The organism is Bifidobacterium mongoliense DSM 21395, assembly GCF_000741285.1.
Taxonomy (GTDB): Bacteria; Actinomycetota; Actinomycetes; order Actinomycetales; family Bifidobacteriaceae; genus Bifidobacterium; species Bifidobacterium mongoliense.
The window spans coordinates 1-21,108 of the sequence record NZ_JGZE01000021.1 but is presented as its reverse complement, the minus strand read 5'-3'; the positions used below and the strand labels follow the sequence as shown (position 1 = coordinate 21,108).

The 21,108-nt window shown below is 64.3% G+C and carries 13 protein-coding genes, 2 pseudogenes and 1 riboswitch; of the genes and pseudogenes, 5 read left to right on the top strand and 10 right to left on the bottom strand.

Annotation, left to right across the window (positions count from 1 at the left end; genetic code table 11):
- Nucleotides 1–8: 8 nt before the first annotated feature.
- Complete coding sequence (locus BMON_RS07485) at nt 9–1,529, bottom strand: glycine--tRNA ligase (protein WP_033513168.1); 1,521 nt, start codon at nt 1,527–1,529, stop codon at nt 9–11.
- Between the two features lie 259 nt (nt 1,530–1,788).
- Nucleotides 1,789–1,890, top strand: a riboswitch (TPP riboswitch).
- Here BMON_RS07485 and thiM point away from each other — a divergent pair.
- The 5 genes from thiM to BMON_RS07460 all read left to right on the top strand — a co-directional run bounded on the left by thiM (nt 1,881) and on the right by BMON_RS07460 (nt 8,920).
- Complete coding sequence (thiM, locus tag BMON_RS07480) at nt 1,881–2,819, top strand: hydroxyethylthiazole kinase (RefSeq protein WP_081882996.1); 939 nt, start codon at nt 1,881–1,883, stop codon at nt 2,817–2,819. Its footprint overlaps the riboswitch before it by 10 nt.
- Before the next feature lie 198 nt (nt 2,820–3,017).
- On the top strand, nt 3,018–5,630 hold the full coding sequence (gene thiC / locus BMON_RS07475) for a phosphomethylpyrimidine synthase ThiC (protein WP_051918011.1): 2,613 nt from the start codon (nt 3,018–3,020) through the stop codon (nt 5,628–5,630).
- A gap of 146 nt (nt 5,631–5,776) precedes the next feature.
- A complete protein-coding gene (gene thiD, locus BMON_RS07470) occupies nt 5,777–6,637 on the top strand; it encodes a bifunctional hydroxymethylpyrimidine kinase/phosphomethylpyrimidine kinase (RefSeq protein WP_033513259.1) in 861 nt (286 codons plus the stop codon).
- Nucleotides 6,638–6,730: 93 nt separating this feature from the next.
- Entirely contained in the window at nt 6,731–8,416 is a 1,686-nt protein-coding gene (locus tag BMON_RS07465) for a bifunctional hydroxymethylpyrimidine kinase/phosphomethylpyrimidine kinase (protein ID WP_161786342.1), read from the top strand.
- 69 nt (nt 8,417–8,485) lie between these two features.
- Entirely contained in the window at nt 8,486–8,920 is a 435-nt protein-coding gene (locus BMON_RS07460; protein WP_081882994.1) for a thiamine-binding protein, read from the top strand.
- A 6-nt stretch (nt 8,921–8,926) separates the two neighbouring features.
- On the opposite strand, the gene BMON_RS07455 is transcribed toward BMON_RS07460, so the two are convergent.
- The 9 genes and pseudogenes from BMON_RS07455 to BMON_RS07415 all read right to left on the bottom strand — a co-directional run bounded on the left by BMON_RS07455 (nt 8,927) and on the right by BMON_RS07415 (nt 21,074).
- Nucleotides 8,927–10,939: a glycoside hydrolase family protein gene (locus tag BMON_RS07455; protein ID WP_051918009.1), complete on the bottom strand. Its 2,013-nt coding sequence runs from the start codon at nt 10,937–10,939 to the stop codon at nt 8,927–8,929.
- 148 nt (nt 10,940–11,087) lie between these two features.
- A complete protein-coding gene (locus tag BMON_RS07450) occupies nt 11,088–12,137 on the bottom strand; it encodes a LacI family DNA-binding transcriptional regulator (RefSeq protein WP_033513170.1) in 1,050 nt (349 codons plus the stop codon).
- Nucleotides 12,138–12,176: 39 nt separating this feature from the next.
- Nucleotides 12,177–13,070: a carbohydrate ABC transporter permease gene (locus BMON_RS07445; protein ID WP_152595799.1), complete on the bottom strand. Its 894-nt coding sequence runs from the start codon at nt 13,068–13,070 to the stop codon at nt 12,177–12,179.
- Nucleotides 13,071–13,190: 120 nt separating this feature from the next.
- Nucleotides 13,191–14,142 (bottom strand): annotated as a pseudogene (locus BMON_RS07440) (ABC transporter permease).
- 90 nt (nt 14,143–14,232) lie between these two features.
- Nucleotides 14,233–15,855 (bottom strand): extracellular solute-binding protein, encoded by a 1,623-nt coding sequence (locus BMON_RS07435; protein ID WP_033513173.1) that lies wholly within the window; start codon nt 15,853–15,855, stop codon nt 14,233–14,235.
- A 372-nt stretch (nt 15,856–16,227) separates the two neighbouring features.
- Nucleotides 16,228–17,019, bottom strand: a complete 792-nt coding sequence (locus BMON_RS07430) for an isoprenyl transferase (protein WP_033513174.1) — start codon at nt 17,017–17,019, stop codon at nt 16,228–16,230.
- 2 nt (nt 17,020–17,021) lie between these two features.
- Nucleotides 17,022–17,744: a DNA repair protein RecO gene (gene recO, locus BMON_RS07425; RefSeq protein ID WP_033513266.1), complete on the bottom strand. Its 723-nt coding sequence runs from the start codon at nt 17,742–17,744 to the stop codon at nt 17,022–17,024.
- 167 nt (nt 17,745–17,911) lie between these two features.
- A pseudogene (locus tag BMON_RS07420) lies at nt 17,912–19,686 on the bottom strand (alpha/beta hydrolase family protein).
- A gap of 125 nt (nt 19,687–19,811) precedes the next feature.
- Nucleotides 19,812–21,074, bottom strand: a complete 1,263-nt coding sequence (locus tag BMON_RS07415; protein WP_034885406.1) for a hypothetical protein — start codon at nt 21,072–21,074, stop codon at nt 19,812–19,814.
- Nucleotides 21,075–21,108: the final 34 nt, after the last annotated feature.

Here is a 21,108-nt window from a genome sequence, read left to right as displayed (position 1 = left end):
GGCGTCCCTCAGTACAGTCCGCCGGCCTGGGCGACCTTGACCGGGGCGCTCTCGTCCACGCCGGACTCCTTCGCCACATCGACGCCGCCATCGGCCGCCGCGGTGCCGACCAGTTCGATCGGCCCCTCCGGGTAGCGCACACGACGCTCCTGGATGCGTTCGGCCACATAGTCCGCGACCTTGTCGAGCGCCACGCGCTCCTGCTGCATGGTGTCGCGCGAACGGATGGTCACCGCATGGTCGTCGATGGTGTCGAAATCGACGGTCACGCACAGTGGCGTGCCGATCTCATCCTCACGACGGTAGCGACGTCCGATGGCGCCGGACTCGTCGTAGTCGATCATCCAGTCGTGCTGACGCAGCTCGGCGGCCAGATCATGGGCGATGCCCTGCAGCGCGGGCTTCTTGCTCAGCGGCAGGACGGCGGCCTTGACGGGGGCCAGGCGCGGATCGAGACGCAGGACGGTGCGCTTGTCGACGCCGCCCTTCGTGTTCGGAGCCTCGTCGACGTCGTACGCGTCCACGAGGAAGGCCATGAGCGACCTGGTCAGACCAGCGGCCGGCTCGATGACGTAGGGAACATACTTCTCGCCGGTTCCCTGGTTGAAGTAGCTCAAATCCTCGCCGGAATGCTCGGCGTGGGCCGACAGATCGTAATCCGTACGGTTCGCGACGCCCTCGAGCTCGCCCCAATCGGAGCCCTGGAAGCCGAATTTGTACTCGATGTCGACCGTGCGCTTGGAATAGTGCGAGAGCTTCTCCTTGGGATGCTCGTAGTGGCGCAGGTTCTGCGGATCGATGCCCAGATCGGTGTACCAGCGGGTGCGCGTGTCGATCCAGTACTGATGCCAGGCCTCGTCGGTGCCGGGCGTGACGAAGAACTCCATCTCCATCTGCTCGAACTCTCGGGTGCGGAAGATGAAGTTGCCGGGCGTGATCTCATTGCGGAAGGACTTGCCCATGTTCGCGATGCCGAACGGCGGCTTGGACCGCGAGGAGGTCATGACGTTCTTGAAGTCCACGAAGATGCCCTGGGCGGTCTCCGGGCGCAGGTAGTGCAGCGAATGCTCGTCCTCGACCGGGCCGAGCGAGGTCTTGAGCATCATGTTGAAGTCGCGGGGCTCGGTCCAGTTGCCGCGCGTGCCACAGAACGGGCAGACGATGTCCTTGAGCCCGTTCGCGGGCATGACGTCGCCGTGCTTCTCGGCGTAGGACTCCTCGAGTTTGTCCGAGCGCTGGCGCTTATGGCAGTTGAGGCATTCGATCAGAGGATCGTTGAAGACGTTGACATGACCGGAGGCCACCCACACTTCGGACGGCAGGATGATGGAGGTGTCCACCCCCACGACGTCGCCGCGGGTGACGACCATGGAGCGCCACCATTCGCGCTTGATGTTGTCCTTCAGCGCGACACCCAGCGGACCGTAGTCCCATGCGGAACGGGTTCCTCCGTAAATCTCGCCGGCGGGGAACACGAATCCGCGGCGTTTGGCGAGAGAGACGACTTCATCAAGTTTGGACACAGCCACAATGCACCTTCTGGTTTGACGGTTTTGGGGACTTCAATAACCCGTGCGAGTCTAGTGCCACACGGTGACAGCGCCAACCCCGTTGCCATGGGCCCCGGCGTGCGCAGCAGCTTGCGTCCCATCATGCATCCCGCCGTGTGCCGCAGCGTGCGTGGCACCACGATCATCGTCATGCGCCCGGACCCCTGAGCAGGGCCGGCCGTCGAACGCGATGCACGGTCTTGGCCGTGGTTGTCCATGGCCGTTTTTATCGTGTGTCGCGTAAGTGCAGGGGTGCTCCGCCGGAGCTGAGATAGGCAATTCGCCTGACCCTTCGAACCTGTTGGCCAACACCAGCGTAGGGAGCGCATCATGGACGATCCATCGATACACGGTCACCACATCACCAGGCCCGCGTCGCGGCGGGCGAATCCGCATGATTCGTATGCCGGTTCCCATGATCCCGCGCCGGGAGGCGCATTGCGAGCCCGGATCGGCCAGGCGGTAGACGACACACGCCACGACAAACCACTCGCCCCGTCCCTAACCAATTACGTCACCATCAATCTGGTGGCCAACGCGCAGCTCGCCGTGGGCGGCAGCGCGGCCATGAGTTACATCCCCGAAGAACTGCGCACGATGATGACGCTCTCGCACGCCGGCTATGTGAACATGGGCACCCTGCAGCGTCATTCCCCCGGGGACATCGCCGAGGTCGCCAAGGACTTCCACGACGCCTCATACCGCTGGGTGCTCGACCCGGTGGCTGCCGGCATCGGCGAGACGCGGAACACCACCCTGCGCTCATTGCGCGCCACACCGCCGACGGTGGTGCGGGCCAACGCCTCGGAGGTACTGGCACTGTGCGACCTGTGGGAGCTGGGAGCCGGAATCACCGGCACCCCGGACGGCGTCGAGTCGAACGACGATGTGGATTCGGCCGCAGGGGCCGCGACGCTGTTGGCGCGTTTCCTCTCGCAGGCCTCCCCCGACGGCCGGGCCGCCGTCGCCGTGTCGGGCGAGGTTGACCTCGTGACCGACGGAACGCACACCTACCGCCTGGCCGGCGGCAGCCCCATGATGACGAGAATCACCGGCGCCGGTTGCTCACTGGGCGGCGTGCTGGCCTGTTATCTGGCGGTCAGCGACCCGTTGACGGCCGCCCTCACGGCCAGCCTGATCTACAACCGGGCATCCGAACGCGCCGAAGCGATATGCCACGGGCCCGGAACATTCCAGAGCGCCTTCCTCGACGCCCTGTGGTCGATCGACACCGACGCGGTCGCCTCCTCGCCCATCACCCTCATCTGATCGAACCTCACCCCCGCGGTGCGGTTCGATATGCGCAGCCACCGCTCGATTCGACTCGGCAGATATACGCCCGAGGCACACCAGACCGCAGCGCACCCAGAGCGGCACGGCAACACCGGCGCATCATCGCACACCGCCGCCCACCAGCGCCACCCACACGCCCATCTGTTGTTAGAACACCATTGTCAAGGAGTCATCATGACCACCACCTATCCGTACGCTTCCATGCGCGACTCGTTCGATCTGAGCGCCTACTGCGTCGTCGGCACGGCCGACACGAAATCACGGCCGGTCACCGAAGTCGTGGACGCCGCCCTGCGCGGGGGCGTGACCTTCGTCCAGCTGCGCGACAAAACCGCGGACGCGGAACAGCTGACGGCCATGGCCGCCGACATCGCGCAGATCATCGAGGACAACCACCGCTCCGACAGCGTCGCCTTCGTCATCGACGACAGGGTCGACGTCGTCTGGCAATGCCGTCGCAAGGGCATTAAGGTCGACGGGGTCCACATCGGCCAGACCGACATGGAGCCCACGCAGGCCCGTGCGATGCTCGGCGACGACGCCATCGTCGGCCTGTCGGCGCAGACCGAGGACCTGGTCGGACTCATCAACGAGCTGCCCGCCGGCTGCATCGATTACATCGGCGCCGGCCCGTTGCACCATTCCATCAGCAAACCCGAGGCCGTGGCCGTCGAGGCGGACGGCAGCCGGCACATGCTCACCACCGCACTCGTCGACACGATCTGCCGGGCCAGCGACTACCCGGTGGTCGTCGGCGGCGGGGTCGGTCTAGCCGACATCGCGCCGTTGGCGGCGACCGGAGCGGCGGGATGGTTCGTCATCTCGGCCATAGCCGGTGCGGACGATCCGCAGGCCGCCGCGCAGCACATGATCGAGGCGTGGCGCGCGGTGCGTGGCGACGCCCGGCACGGCCACGCCCCGAGGCCCGCGTCACGGCCCGCAGCCAAGGACGACGCCTCGACGCCCCAAGAGCACCACCAGCAGCAGTTCCTCAACGCCTCGGAAGCCAAGGAGGCCACCAGGCTAGCCAAGCAGCAGCGCGTCGACATCGCCGCACGCGGCTCGGTCCAGCGCGACAAGGCCCACGTGCGCAAGACGAAGCCCGTGCATTTCGAGAACCGCCACGGCTCCTACGATCTCGAAGTGCCCTACACCGAGATCGCGTTGGAGGATACGCCGGGACAGGGGCCGAACGCCCCCTTCCACGACTACAACACCGCCGGCCCCGAATGCGACCCGAAGGTCGGACTCGACCCGCTGTGCCTCGACTGGATTCGGGACCGCGACGACGTCAAGGAATACGACGGCCGCCACCGCAACCTCGCCGACGACGGCACGCGCGCGATTAAACGCGGCAAGGCGACCAAGGAATGGCGCGGCCGCCACCACCGCCCGCTCAAGGCGACCGGACACCCGGTGACCCAACGGTGGTACGCCCGGCACGGCATCGTGACGCCCGAGATGCGCTTCGTGGCCGAACGCGAACGGTGCGACGTCGAGCTCGTGCGCTCCGAGCTGGCCTGTGGGCGGGCGGTCATGCCGTGCAACATCAACCATCCCGAAGCCGAGCCGATGATCATCGGCGAGCGCTTCCTCGTCAAACTCAACGCCAACATGGGCAATTCGGCGGTGACCTCCTCGATCGACGACGAGGTGGAGAAGCTCACATGGGCGACCAAGTGGGGCGCCGACACCGTGATGGACCTGTCGACGGGCAACGACATCCACACGACGCGCGAATGGATCGTGCGCAACTCCCCCGTGCCGATCGGCACCGTGCCCATGTACCAGGCGCTGGAGAAGGTCAACGACGACGCCACGAAGCTATCGTGGGAGCTGTTCCGCGACACGGTCATCGAACAGTGCGAGCAGGGCGTGGACTACATGACGATCCACGCCGGCGTGCTGCTGCGCTACGTGCCGCTGACCGCCGACTGCGTCACCGGCATCGTGTCGCGCGGCGGCTCAATCATGGCCCAATGGTGCCTGCAGCATCACGAGGAAAGCTTCCTCTACACGCACTTCGATGAGCTGTGCGACATCTTCGCCCGCTACGACGTGGCCTTCTCCCTGGGCGATGGCCTGCGGCCCGGGTGCCTGGCCGACGCCAACGACGCCGCCCAGTTCGCCGAACTCATGACCCTGGGCGAGCTCACGCAACGCGCCTGGGCCAAGGACGTGCAGGTGATCATCGAAGGGCCGGGGCACATCCCCTTCGACACCGTGCAGATGAACATCGAGATGGAGAAGGCCATCTGCAAGAACGCGCCGTTCTACACCCTCGGACCGCTGACGACGGACACCGCGCCGGGCTACGACCACATCACCTCCTCCATCGGCGGCGTCGAGATCGCGCGGCACGGCACAGCCATGCTCTGCTACGTCACCCCGAAGGAGCATCTGGGACTGCCGAACAAGGACGACGTGAAACAGGGCGTGATCGCCTACAAGATCGCCTGCCACGCGGCCGACATCGCCAAGCATCACCCGCACGCCCAGGACCGCGATCTCGCGATATCCAAGGCACGCTTCGAATTCCGCTGGCTCGACCAGTTCAACCTCTCGTACGATCCCGACACGGCGATCGCGTTCCACGACGAGACCCTGCCCGCCGAGCCGGCGAAGATGGCGCACTTCTGCTCGATGTGCGGACCGAAGTTCTGCTCTATGGCCATCTCGCAGAACATCCGTAAACAGTTCGGGAGCGCGTCGCAGCAGGAGCATGTCGTCGCCCAGGCCGAGCGGATCGCCGCGGACATGCATGCGACGCACGCCGCTACCGCGTGATGCCGGGGCCCTGTTGAGTTCATGCCCCGCTGAACCGTCGAAGACCACACGTTGAAAGGAGCCCTATGCACACCCTCGAACCGGTCGCATCCACATCCACGCCCACGCGACGACCGCGGCCATCACGCGGACCCGCGGGGGAAGGCATGTGCGCACCGGTGCATGCGCATCGCGCTGCCAACGGCATGCCACCCGCGGTGCTGTCGATCGCCGGCAGCGACTGCTCCGGCGGCGCCGGCATCCAGGCGGACATCAAGACCATGATGGCCTGCGGCGCCTATGCGATGACCGCCATCACGGCGATCACTGCCCAGAACACCACGGGGGTCGCGGCGGTGCAGCCCACATCACCCGACATGATGGGCCGGCAGATCGACGCCGTCTTCGAGGACATCGAACCCCGAGCCACGAAGATCGGCATGATCCCAAACCGCGACCTCATCGCCGTCATCGCCGAGCGCCTGCACCGTCACCATGCCGCCTGCGTGGTCCTCGACACCGTCATGGTCTCCTCGAGCGGCACAAGACTTATCGACGCCTCTGCCGTGACGGCCATGGCCGAGGAGCTGTTCCCCCTGGCGACGCTCATCACCCCCAATATTCCCGAAACCGAAGTGCTCCTGGGCCGCGACCCCGGTGCCATACGCACCCACGAGGATATGCAGGACGCGGGAACCGCATTGGCCCGGCGCTACGGCTGTGCGGTCCTCGTCAAGGGCGGCCACCACGCGGGGACCGCGGACGACGCCCTTGTGCGCGGCGAGATCTGCACCTGGATGCGTGGGGCGCGCGTGAACACCACCAATACCCACGGCACCGGCTGCACCCTGTCGAGCGCGATCGCCTCGCATCTGGCGCTCGGCGAGACGCTGTACGACGCGGTGCTCCACGCGAAGAACTACCTCACCGGATGTCTGAGCACCGGACTCGACCTGGGCCACGGCTCGGGTCCGCTCGACCACGCCTGGCCATGGATCGGCGAGCGCCCGTATCACACCGCGGGATAGCGGGTGCCGGTGCCGGACATGCACGTCAACCGCATGCCCGGCACCAGTCCCAGCACCACAGAACCAGCACCACCCAACGTAAGGAATCAATCCATGTCAACACCAACACCGTCAACCGCATCATCCACAGCATCCGCATCGTCCCCGTCCCCGTCCCCGACCACACCCTGCGATATGAACGGCGGCGACACCGACCCCGCGGCGGAGCTCGAACGGATACAGGAGCGCTACGAAGCCGCCGGACCGGCACCCTCGCGGCTTCGGGTGCTGTCCATCGAGGGCACCGATCCCATCGGCGGCGCCGGAACCATGGCCGACATGAAGGCCTTCACCGCGCACGGGGTCTACGGGTATGCGGCGGTCACGAGCGTGCTCGCGCAGAACACCCAAGGGGTCAGCGCCATCGTGAATCTCGAACCAGCGTTCCTGCTTGCCCAGCTCAAGGCCGTGAGTGAGGATGCGCTCATCGACGCCATCAAGATCGGCATGCTGGGCACCCCGGAACTCGTCGACGCCGTGCGCGGCTGGCTGGGCGACCTGCTGGAACGCTACCGGCGCGAGGGACGCCGGGCTCCGACGGTGGTGCTCGACCCGGTGATGTACGCCAAGTCGGGCGACCGGTTGTTGACCGACGAGGCGGAGACGGCACTGATCTCGCTGTTCGGGCTGTCCGATATCGTCACGCCGAACACCCGGGAACTCGCCGCTCTGGCCGGGCATCCGGGATCGACCCCCGATTCCTACGAGGAGATCGAGCACATGGCCCAAACGCTCGCCGCCCGCCACGGGGTCGCCGTGGTGGCCAAGGGCGGCGGCATGGCGCTGCGGGGCGACCCCTCGTGCACCGACATCCTCGCCGAACCGGGGCTCGGCACCGACGGCGGAGTGCGCATCACACGGCTCGAGGGACGCAGCATCAGGACGGACAACGTCCATGGCGCGGGCGACACGCTGTCAAGCACTCTCGCGGCCCTTCGCCCCCAATATGACACCCTGGCCGAGGCGGCACGCGCCGCCCGCACGTGGATGAACGGCGCCATAGCGGCCGCGGACGGGCTCGAGGTGGGTACCGGCCATGGCCCGATCGACGTCACCTGGCGACACAGCCCCACGGGCCTGCGCTTCACCGAGGACTACTGGCATCGCACGGCGGCCATCAGGCAACGCATCGAATCCATGGACTTCATCGCCCGCATGCTGGACGGCACCCTGCCGCTTGAGGACTTCTCGTACTACCTACATCAGGACGACCTGTATCTGCAGGACTACACATCGCTGCTGGCCCAGGCCAGCGCACGGGCCCGGACGATCGACGACCGCGTGTTCTTCGCCAAGGCCGCCTCGTTCGGTGTGCGTGAAGGGCTCGATCTGCACCGCACGTGGTTCGCGGCGCATGGCTTCGACGCCGCGCATATCCCCATGTCGCAGGCGACGGCGGCCTACATCGGTCACGAACACCGCATCGCGGACATGCTCAGCTACCCCGCGCTGGTGAGCGTGGTGATGCCCTGCTACTGGGTGTATTCGATGGTCGGATCGATACTGCGCCGACGGGCCGAGGACGACCACATGGATCTGGACACGCACCCGTACGGCCCGTGGATCCGAATGTACGCGGACACCGAATTCTCGGCCAAGACGCTGCAGGAGCTGCGCATCTGCGACCGTCTCGCCCGCGAATCGGGGCACGACGAGTATGAACTCATGATGGAGGCAGCGCTGGGTTCGACGGAACACGAGTACCGGTTCTTCGACCAGGCCCTGCGCCGGGCACGCTGAGTAGCATGGAATCGGTATGAATCGAATACGGGTCCGCACCGGACCTCAAAGAGCAGTAAGGAAGCAACCATGATAGACCGCAACAAGGAACGTCAGGGAGTCCCCACGGATCCGAAGACCGGCAAACCCTACATCAACACGGTCGCTGCCGTGGCCATCGCCCCCAGCGGAGTGAGCGCGGAACTCAGCGGCTATGTGGCCCAGGCCGTCGGCGTGATACGCGACTCGGGACTGCCCAATGAGACGAACGCCATGTTCACCAACATCGAGGGCGACCTTGACGAGGTGCTCCGTGTCGTCCGCGATGCGACCATGGCCCTCGCCGGGAAGGGATACCGCACCGGGGTAAGCCTCAAACTCGATATCCGCCCCGGCTTCAGCGGGCAGATCCACGCGAAGGCCAAACTCGTCGACCATCTGCTCAACGACGGCGACGCCGGCGACGCGGCTGACGCTGGTATCCACGGCAACGACGCTGCCCCCGACACCGCAGCCAGGGCATAATACCGACTATGGGCGGCGGCCGGCAGCAGCTCCCAACGAGTGAATCGAGGCGGTGCTGCCGGCCGGCAGATTCGCCTCGAACGCCGCAGGACGAGAGGCGAGACGCTCGTCGACCAACAGCGTGCCTGCATCCTCCCCATCATTGAGGAACACCTCGACCACATCGCCGTCATCGAAGATCTCCACACGATGTACCCGCGTCACATGCGAGAGGAACTCCACGGAGTCCGTCCCCATGCCTTCGGTGCGCAGACGCGTCACACCGGAGCGACGCTCGAGCCGCACCGCCAATCCGTGGCCGGCATCGGCGGCGATCGTCACATCGAAATCGGGGACGTCGTCCGTACCGGTCCCGGCGGTGTTCCCTGAGACGGCCCCTGCGGCGGTGTCGACGTCGCCATCATCATCACCGACGGAGAACTGAAGATCGGCATAATAGCTCGTGCCACCCACCGGTACGGTGACATACCCGGATTCGACGAGGTCGGCGGATGCGATGGCGTCGCCCACCAGAACGTCGTACACCTCCCGGACCGGGTGCGACCACAACACCCCATCATGCAGCGACAGCTCGCGGGGCAGCGACATCGCGCCATTGGCGGCGAAGGGATGCTCGCGACGCACACCGAACCAGTCGACGAGCCAGCCGAACGCGATCCGACGGCCACGGTGGTCGGCGAAGGACTGGGCCGCGTAATAGCACGATCCGAAATCGCAAAGGTCGGAGGACGTCACGGACAATGCCGCCCCGGCGTCAGTCCCAGCACCGTCACCCACAGCACCGTCACCGTCACCGCGACCGCGACCGCCATCACCCAGGTCGCCCACATACCAGCGCACGGGCTGGAACCGACCCTGCGCATCGCGGTACTTCATGAGACCGCCGACCGCACACCAGCGATCGCCGACCGGGAACAGGTCGGGGCATTCGAAGGTGAACGCATCGCCGCGCGCCACATCCTGGAGCACAGGTCCGGCATAGCGCCACACGGCGCCGCCGAGATCATCCCGGTCGGCGTCGAACGCCACGATCGCCGGGGCGCGGTCCGTATCGGGATGCTGGCTCAGCGCCGCATGGGCTCGATCGAGGGAGGCATCGTCGGTGAACCAGCCGGGGCGCTCCCCCGGCGTGGCCGAAGGGTCGACGGCATACGCCGCGTGCGGCGCAACCGGCAGATTCGTCGCGACCACCATGCGGGCGACGCTTGCCCCACCACGTCGAACGATCTCCACCTTGGGATCCCTGAAATCCGGCGCGATATCGTTGTTCGGCCGGGTCACCACCACGCGCTCGTCCTCCACCGTCATCCCGTCACGGCACAGCGCGGTGACCTGCACCTCGTCGAGGCTGTCCTCGCCCCCTTCGTGGTACATATGCCTGGTCAGGAACAGACGAATGGCCGCGGCTTCGTCACCGTCGGCGCAGGGCCTGCCCTGGTCGTCCACGGCCACGGCGGATCCGGAGAAGGCCCCGCCGGACCAGTCGCGGTCGCGTTGCAAGAGTTCCTGCGGGAACAAAGCGACCGGCAGATGCCTCCAGAAGACCAGGTCATCGCTGACCGCATGCCCCCAATGCATGTCATCCCACGACCACCCATAGGGATTGAACTGATAGAACATGTGGTACAGCCCACGGAAGCGGCACAGGCCGTTGGGGTCGTTCATCCAGCGTGCCACCGGCCGCAACCGCACGCCGCTCTCCCGCACGCGATCGCCGTCGGGAACCACGTATCGCACGCCACGGTCGATGAGCCCATCACCACCGGCGAGATAAGCCAACGCGATGCCGCAGCCATGCGCGTCGATGCGCGAGTCGGCCGTCGCTCGGATCGGCACCACCACATGTTCGCGATACATACCGGCCGTCATGCGGCGCTCCACCGATCCCCCACCGTCGGCCGCGGTCAGCGTGACGGTCGCGTCATCGGCGCCGTCCTCACGTTCAAGGAACAGTTCGATCGACGTGTAGCCGTCTCCGGCGAAGGACACGGTCGTCGTGGTGTTGGATGGGGTTGACATGACTTTCCTCGTGATTCTTGGTGATAACCGGATTGTAGTGAGATGACCGCTGAGCGTCCTGATGACGTCCGGTTGCGCGATGGCGTGGGTTATGGTGCGACGACTACGTGTCGAGTAGGTCACGGATTCGCCTCCGTGGGCGTGTGCTTCAGCATCGGGCACATACGGATTCCTTGTCGACAAGCGTGCAGGGGATCTCCGCCGCACGCTCGTCCAGACTGGGCAGCGGCGCACGCATGGTGGGGATACGCGCATCGTCGAGGCGGCGACCCTCGACGATCTCGACGAGTTTGAGAATCCCCCAATACCCCATCTCGTAATGGGGCAGTTCGATGGTGCTCAACTTCGGGGACAGCATCTCGGCCAGCATCTGGTGGTTGTCGACGCCGACCACGGAGATGTCCGTGCCCACGTTGAGCCCGCGACGCGCCGCCTCCTCATAGACGTACCAGGCCCTCGCGTCATTGAAACAGAAGAAGCCGTCGGGGTGTTCGCGTTCCACCAGGTCGTGGACCTTGTCGACGCCGTCCCGTCCCATCTCGACGTTGACGACGAGGTCCGGGTTGAATGCCACGGCATGGTCGTGCAGCTCATGCCGATAACCGGCCAGCCTCCCCCGCTGGGCCTCCATGGGCCCGTGCGAGCCGATGAAGGCGATGCGTCGGCACCCGGCGTCGAGCAGTCGTGCCGTCGCGGTCCGGCCGATGGCCTCTTCGTCGGGCCGTATCGACGGGGCGGCGCCGTCGCGTTCCGCCGCATCGACGATCACGGTGGACGACTCCTTCAATCCCTCGGGCAGATGCGTGAATCGGTTGTACATGCAGGCGAACAGGAAGCCATCGACGCCGTACTGCTTCAATCCGTCGATCTCCGAGGCCCTGGACTCCTCGCTCCCGTTCGAATTGACGGTGAGCAGCATGTAGCCCAACGCCCCGGCGGCGTCCTGGGCTCCGAGGATCAGCCGTCCAGCATACGGGGTCGTCGCGATGTCGTCGCTGATGAACCCCAACATCCGGGTGCGGTTCGTCCGAAGGCTGCTGGCGAGGTTGTTGAACACATACCCCATCTCGGCGGCCCTGCTACGCACCCGTGCCGACAGCTCCGGGCTGACCCGCTTGGCGTCCTTGCCCGCAAGGACAAGGGACACCGTGGATTTCGAGATGCCGAGGCTATCGGCTATCTCCTTCATGGTGACCATGATGAGTCTCCTCATGTACGACGTTGGACAGGATTCATCCTAACCTTTGACGGCACCGATCATGACACCTTTGTTGAAATAGCGCTGCAGGAAGGGATACATGACCAGCAGCGGCAGCGTGGACACGATGATGACGCCGTACTTGATCTGTTCGGCGATCTCCTTGGCTTCCTGTGCGCCGGAAGCGGCGGTCGACGTTTGCGTCTGGTTGGCCAGCAGGATCTGTTGCAAGACGTTCTGCAACGGCCATTTCTGGGTGTCCGTCACATAGATGAGGCCCGTGAAGTAGTCGTTCCAGTGACCGACGAAGTAGTACAGCGCAATCACCGCGATGATGGCGGAGCTCAGCGGAAGCTCGATCCGCACGAAGTACCCGAGATAGCTCATGCCGTCGAGCTGTGCGGCGTCGAAGAGCTCCTCAGGCAGCGAGGTGTCGAAGAACGAACGTGCGATGATGACGTTATACACGCTCACGGCGCCGGGCAGGATGAACACCCACGCGGAGTTGAGGATACCGAGCTGGCGGTACAGCAGGTAGCTAGGGATGAGACCGCCGCCGAAGAACATGGTGAAGGTGAAGAGGAACATGATGAGATGCCTGGCCCGGAACTCACGTCGTGACAGCGCGAACGCCACGGGGATCGTGACGACCATGTTGAGCAGCGTACCGGCAAATGTATAGAGCAGGGTGTTCTCGTAGCCGCGCCAGATACGCGCGTCGTGGAAGATGGTCGCATACCCCTTGAGTGTGATGCCGCGTGGGATAAAGGTGATTTGGCCGGAAGCGACGAGCTTGGGGTCGGAGAACGACGCGATGACGATAAACCACAGCGGATACAGGATCGCGGCGACTGCCAGGGCGACGATGGTCCAGATGGCGATGTCGACCACCCAATCCGAGAAGGAGCGGTGCATCCGCACCTTCGGGTTCATGGGGATTCCTGAAACACCGTGCACGGCGGCGGACACCTCGCCTTCGGTGAGCGCTCCACCGTGGCCCAGCGGGATCGCGGTCTGCGAGGATTCAAGTGATGCTGACATGGCAGTCCCCTTTCAGAAAATGCTGGTGTTGGAGATCCGCTTCGAAATGAAGTTGGCCAGCACCAGGAAGACGAAATTGATCAGTGTATTGAACAGTCAGTGTATTGAACAGTCCGATGGCAGTGGAGTATTCGAACTGGCTACCCAGGATGCCGATCTTGTAGGTATACGTCGAAATCACCTCGGAGGCACCGGCATTAAGCGCATTCTGCATGAGATACACCTTCTCGAAGCCTACGGAAAGCACGGAACCCATGTTCATGATGAGCAGGATGCCACAGGTGGGCAGGATGGTGGGCACGTCGACGTAGCGGATGAGCTGCAAGCGACCGGCCCCATCTATCTTCGCGGCTTCGTACAAGGCGGTGTTCACCGAACTCAGCGCGGCCAGATAGATGATGCAGTTCCAGCCGGTGTGCTGCCACACCTCGGTGATCCAGTAAATCGGCGCGAACCACGCGGGATTGCCCAGAAGGCTCGTGTCTCCAAGAAACCTTCCCAGCAGACCGTTGCCGGGATTGAGGAAGATGCTGATCATCGCGACGATGACGACCGTCGAGATGAAGTGAGGCATATAGGTGATCATCTGCACGAATCCCTTGACCCTGCTGCTGCCCAGCTGGTTGATAAGCAGGGCCAGAACGATCGGGGAAATGAACCCCATGACCAGTGTGGACAGGCTGATGGTGAACGTGTTCTTCATGATGTCGGCAAACATGGGCGATGAGAAGAACTGCCGGAAGTAGTGCAGGCCCATCCACCGCCCCCCGGTGATGCCCTTGCTGGGCTCGAACCTACGGAATGCCAGTTGGATGCCCCACATGGGCACATAGGCGAACAGCCCGACGAAGAACAGGGCCGGAATTGACAGCAGCCACAGCTGCCAGTAGCGGCTCACGGACGGCAACGTCGCCTTGAGACCGCGCGGTTTGGCCGGCGCGACGGCGGGAATGCTCCCTGACATGATGATGTCCTTTCCTGGAAGTGGGGCGGGGTGCCGCCCCACTTCCCTCATGGCAAGTGGGGCGGCACCGGGCTCGATGGCCATCGGGCCTTACTTGGCGTCCTTGGTGTACTCGTCGTAGTACTTCTGCCAGATGCCGATGTTCTTATTCAGGCCGAGCGACGGGTCCTCAAGCTTCTTGAGATAATCCTGCCAATCCTTGTCGTTTACCCCGTTCTGGATCCACTTCGCGGTCTGCCCCAGGGCATAGCTCAGGATCGCGGTGTTGTTGTTGCTCATCGTCGTCTGGTCGGCCTCGCTGTCGATGCGCACGTAGGAGGGCATGACGTCCTTGATGGGATCGACGTTGGCCAGATTCTGCGTGTAGGCGACGTCGGCCTCATGCAGCGCCTCGGCGGCCTGATCGTTCTCGACGTTGGCATGGTCGGGAATCCAACCGGCGAACCGGTCGGCGATCGCGGTGCAGTTGGTCTTGGGATCGTTGTCGTAGCAGGTGTCCGACACCCGGTACTTCCCGTTGCCGTTGTCGGCGACGTCCTTGGGGATGGTGCCGTAGTACTGCTGCACGGAGACCTTCTCGCTGTACATCGCGTTGATGGCCTTGTACAGGGCGTCCTTGTTCTTGGCGTTCTTGGATACCGCGATGGCGTGGTTGCTCAACTCGGTGAGATCCTGCGTGTAATCCCAGGTGACGTCCGAATCGGACATCGAAGCCGTGGCCTTGGGTACGGGCATGGGCACGTATTCGTCCTTGAGCTTCTCGAAGTCCGTCTTGGACCAACCGACAATCATGCCGGATTTCGCGGTCTTGCCGTCACCGGTCTTGGCCGCCGTGATCGCGGCGTCATCACGCGTCATGGCGTCCTTGGGGATAAGGCCCTTGACCATGAGCGAGTGCAGGTAGTCGATGACCTGGCGGTATTCGGGTGCGACAAGGAAGCTGCCGACTTTGCCGTGCTTCACGTAATAGCCCTGCGCTGCAGGCGAGGTACCGGCGAAACTCGTGGTGATACCGGTTGAGTTGAGGAAGACGAAGGGGTTCCAGAGGGTGAAACCACCGGTGTCGAGCCGGTTCATGTTGAACGGGATCTCGTCGGCCTTGCCGTTGCCGTTGGGGTCGCGCGTCTTGAAGGCCTCGAGGACGTTGGTCAGGTCGTCCCACGTCTTGGGCATCGACAGGCCAAGCTTATCCATCCACTTCTTATTGATGAGGATGTGGTTGGTGGAGACCCGGTAGTTCTTGCTGCGGTCGGAGGGCAGTACGAAGACCGAACCATCCTTGTTCGCCACCATCTTCTTGGCCGACTGGTTGGTGTCCAGGAATTTCTTGACGTTCGGCATCGCCTTCATATGCGGCGTCAGATTCTCGAAGTAGTCGTAGCGCAGCGCGTCACCCGGGTCGAAGGCGAAGATCGAGGCATCGGCGAGCTCCCCCGCCGCAAGCTTCGCACTCTTCTGCTGGCCCCAGGCGGAGTCGGCGAGATCCTCCCACTGCACGGTGCAGTCACAGGCCGCTTCAATGTCCTTGGTCCAAGCCATGTCTTTCATGGGGATGTCCGTCGACCACCGGGTGATCATGATCTTGACGATGGGCTTGCCGTTGGCATCGGTGGTGGCCTCGCCGCCGTTCGAACCGCATGCCCCGGCAGATGCCAGCAACCCCGCCGTCATCGCCAGAGCCAGCAACGCCTTCCAAGCACTTCTGTGTACCATGTGTTCCTCCTTGAGCTCTTCATCGGTTCAGGTCGTGTCGCCGTCGTTGCGATCGTCGTCGTGAATCGACGGCTTCACTCTCAGTAGTCAACCGGTTGATGTCAATTGGAACAGGAGGTCCACAGGGCCGTAATGGCTTGAATCCGCGGAAAATCAACCGATTGACCACGACACGCCGAACTCACTTGACCGCCTACGACGATGCCCCGCGCCACCTCGATCAATACGAGGAGACGCGGGGCTGGATAGGCGAAGTCACGTCAGCTGAAGGATACGCGTCACTGAAACCGAGACCCGTCGACGCAATACACAGCACTGAGTCGGCACCGAGGCCCAGCAGGCTGGTTGCGCCCAATAGCGGCCCGCCGGACCCTACTTCTTCACGCCTCCGAACCGACGATCGCGATGCACGTAATCGTCGATCGAGCGCCATAACACCGTGCGACCACAGTCCGGGAACAGCTCGGGAACGAAGTCGAGTTCGGCGTAGGCCGCCTCCCAGGACAGGAAGTTCGAGACGCGGCGCTCCCCCGAGGTCCGGATCACGAGGTCGCAGTTGGGAATGTCGGGGTTGTAGAGATGGTCGGCGATCATCTTCTCGGTCACGCGGTCGCCGCTGACCTTGCCGTCACGTACTTCGTTGGCGATGGCAGCCGCGGCGTCGGCCAGTTCGGCGCGTCCGCCGTAGTTGATGCAGAACACCACGTCGATGACGGTGTTGTGCTTGGTGCGCTCCATGGCGGACTCGAGCTCGTCGATGACCGACTTCCAGAGCTTCGGTCTGCGCCCGGCCCATCGCACCCGCACGCCCCACGCATCCATCTGGGCCACACGGCGCCGGATGATATCGCGCGAAAAGCCCATGAGGAACCTCACCTCGGAGGGGCTGCGGCGCCAGTTCTCGGTCGAGAAGGTGTACAAGCTCAGGTACCGCACCCCGGCCTCGATGGCGCCTGCGATGATGTCGAAGACGACCGGCTCGGCCGCCTGATGCCCCTGGGTGCGCACCAACCCGCGCTGTTGGGCCCAACGCCCGTTGCCGTCCATGATCACACCGATGTGCCGCGGCACCTTGCCCTTGGGGAACTGCGGGATGATGGAGGGATCGGAGAAGGGCGCGGCGGGAATCTCCAACGATGTGGAATCGACATGTTCGAAAGTCATACCTACGAATCTAACAATCGCAGCGAACGAATCGGCCGCTCGAGGTAAAACTCCCCCCATTCCTCGACAAACCGTCTCACCGCCTGCCCCACATCGCCCTGGTCGAGCACCGTCCAGTCCCCGTCGACGAGGGCGGCGAGCGTCTCCAAGTCACCGTCGCCAAGCCGCATCGCATCCGGAGTGCGATCCGCGTCGCACATGGCCCCGCCGCTGCGCACCGAACAATAACCGAGTCCTTGGGTCCGTCCGCACACCACGCAGCTGCGCAACCACGGAGTCCATCCCGCGATCGCGAGCGCACGTACGACGTACGAGTCGGCGATCGCGGCGGGCGCATGCAATCGTTCGGACAGGGCGTTGAGGGCGCCGATGGTGAGCTGATACTGGCCGTCGGCGCGTTCATGTTCGGTCGATACGAGCCGGTCGGCTGTCTCGACGATGACGCCGGCGGCGGTGTAGGACTCGTAATCGGCGCATATCCTGGAGGCGTAGGCGGAGATGGACGCCGCCTGGGACACCACGTCGAGGGAACGGCCTTCGGCGATGAGCAGATCGGCGCGCATGAACGGCTCCAGCCTGCCACCGAACCGGGATTTGACGCGACGCACCCCTTTGGCGACCGCACGCACCTTGCCGTGGCCGCGGGTGAGCAACGTGATGATGCGATCGGCCTCGCCGAGCTTCACGGTGCGCAGCACCACACCCTCATCGCGATATACGGGCATATCCCCCATCCTGACATTCACGGCATCTCGTTTCGAGCAGCCCTGGACCGCCCATACCGATGCCTCGTATCACTATGCCCTGCGCCCGCGCCATCCGTCAAGGACATCAGCCCGGCGAGAACGGACCGCGCGGACACCGACCAAACACCGACCGAACGCCCAGCCGCTCAGTAGATGAACAGCCCCCAGAATGCGAAGAACAGCAGCACATGCATGAGCGCCAGCGTCGTGACCCAGAAGAGCACGCGCCCCAGCCTCGTCGAGGCGACGACCGGCTCGCGCCCGGTGAACGCATCCCTGATAGCGCCCTTGCGCGGGGGCAGTCTCGTGATGCCGCGGGCCGACGCCTCCTCGATCACCCCGGTGAGCACGCGCGACCACGCCCAGACGACCAAAGTGGAGACGACCTGCACCATCGGCCAGCTCCAGTACATCATGCCCGGGTCCTCGGCCGGCGCACCTCCCCACCCGAGTTTGACGACCGCGTAACAGACCTGGCCCAACCCTGCGGCGAACAGAATGAGGGTCGCCATCGTGGTCGTGGCCAGCGCGAGGAGAGAACCACCGAACCCGTGACGCATCGCGAGCACCGGTCCCTCATGCCGGATGAGATGCCGGATCTTGACCCCGAGAGCGATCAGGGCGATAATCGCCGCCGCCAGCAACAGCGCGAGCATGGCACCGTGCAGGATCACGCCATACAGGCTTAGGAAGCGGTTGGATTGGAGTTCGACCGGCACCGCGATGGACTGGTAGATCTGAGATCCCGCCACCCGTTCGCTCGTCTGAGTGCGCCCCTGGACGGTGCCCACGGCCCAATCGATGACGTCACCGACGTAGTTGTCGGACAGTTCGGTGCCGGCATCGGCCTCGTCGCCGAGACGCAGTACATGGTTGGCCACCGGATAGCTGCGCACCGTGACGTCGCGGTTGCCGCTCGCCCTCGCCATGTCGACGATCTTGCGGATGCCCTCGACCTGCGCCGTCATGACGTCCTTGGATCCGTAGGCCACGAAGGTGGGTATTGAGTAGGCGGCCTTGAGCTGAACGGGGATGTCGAGGTTGGCCAGGCCGAACATGCTCGAATCGATGTGGAACACGCGGCGCACGATGGACTGGTAACCGTTGTTCGCGCCCACCAGCGTAAAGTTCTGCGCGACGAAAAAGCCCAGCGCCTGCCGAGGCGTATAGACCATGGTGCTCAAGAGGACCTGGAAGGCGATGTCGGGGTCGAGGGTGAGCAGATACGGCGAGATCCAGGTGCTTTCGGATGTGGCGTAGATGCCGACACCGTGGGCGTCGACGTCGTCCATCGCACGCACCAGCCGGATCAGCTGATCGTAGGCTACGGCGGAACCGGGGTAATCGCGGGTAATGTCGTTGGTCGACCACACCGGCTTGTCGGGAACGGCCGTCACGAAGCCGGCCGACGTGATGTCGTGCGCGACGTCTGCGAAGGAATTGTCGGATGTGCCGTACCCCGCACCGTGCATGAACACCACGGCAGGCGTTTGCCCGAAGCGCCGACGGGTTCACGGATGTTCACCCTCATGGACTGGACCTCACCCGTGGCCGGCCTCACGGCCTTGATGGTCACGTGATGGGACGCGACCTGATAGCGGCCCTGGTTGTCGGCACTTGCGGAGGCGCTGTCGGCTGCGTTGCCAGCTGTGGAACCGGAAGCATGCCGGTCGCCGGATCCGGAGAAGGTGACCACCGTGTCGGGCGAGAGCGTCTCGATGCTCTGGCCGGTCGGTTCGGTGTTCCAAGGTACCGCCGTGATGTTGGAGATCGTGACCAGGATGCCGATGAGGATAATGAAGATCGGGAGGCTGACCTTCAGACGTCTGCCCCGACCCCACCGTTCGGGCTGGACGGCGGTCTGTGCCACCTCGCCACCCTGCGGTTCCCGATTCGGCACTCGATTCACCCTATTCACCATGCGCGTACCCTGTCGATACACGGTTGCCTACGCGCCATCACCGACGCCCCGTCGATATAATCGTCGTCCGCATACACATCCCCACCATGCTCGTTACCGGTGCGCACGGCGACCACACCCGGGGACTATCTGTTCGAAGCCTCGTCGGCATCGGGCTGCCCGTCATGGGACTCGTCCTCATTCGACTTGCTCTCGTCAGGCGCGGCATCGGCCGAGGCATCGGCGTGGGTATCAGAGAACGTGGGGAAGGAAAGATCCGGAATGTTCAGGTCGAAATCGTCATCCGACCTCGAGAACATCGCGGGGAAGGACACCGGTGCCGTGGACGTGCCGGCGGACGTATCCCGGTCCCCCGATTCGTCCTGCGTCATGGTGGCGACTTCCGTCTCGCGGCCGTTATGCGTCTCCTCGGACGCATCGGTCCCGTGATGGGATGCCGGCTGGGACGGTGCCCCCTGCTCGGCGTGGCCATCGAACTCCGACATCGAAAAACTCGGCAGCGACGGCACATGCGGATTGGCCGGCGTCGCCTCAACCACGGGCTGGTCATGGGAGGTCTCCGCCATATGGGCCAACGCGGACAGCGAGGAACGCCCCTCGTCCTCGCGTTCCGCGGAGTCGTCATCCATCGCATCGGGTATCGGCATGATCTCATGCTCCCGCGGCACGCGCCGCGGACGCGCGGCAGGTACACGCTGGTCAGCGGCACCACGATGAACACCGTCATGATCACCGTTATGGTCGGTGCCGTCATCGGTGCCTTCATCCGCACCATCAGCCGTCTTGATCGCAGCCTGTGATTGCGAGGCAGACGAGACACCCGACTCACCAGCGACGACGGCGGATGCGGCCGCTGCCGACATTGTATTACGAAGCACATCGGCAGACTCAGCCGGTCCACTCGGCTCGGCAGGCTCAGTCGCGGAAGCAGCAGACGCGACATGTGCGGGCTGATCCTGGGGCTCGGCAGTCGCGGTCGGCGACGCGACCGGTGCGAAGACCTCCTGCTCAGCCTTGTGCAGCTCATCGAACGATGTGGCACGTTGCGGTGATTCGGTCGGCGCATAGGCCGGAGGCATCCGCCGTTCGGCGGCATCGTCGGGGATCAACGGCGACGATCCCAATATCTCGGTACGCTGCCCGAACTCGGAATCCTGCTCGGGCATCAACGAGGACTCGGTCGAGGCGACCGGCGCACCGGCACCTGTGGCCCGTGCCAACGCAGACGAAACGGCGGACTCGTCGTATCCCGAGACCCGCGCGAAGGATTCGAGCCTCGTAAGCAGATGCGTACATACGCTGAGGTAGTAATCGACCTGGCGCTCGTCGTAACCCTTCTTGCCCTTGCGTTGAGTGAAGACCTCGTGCGACAYAGAGGCGGCACTCACGCCCTGTCATCGGTGTCATGATGCTGAGGCTCTC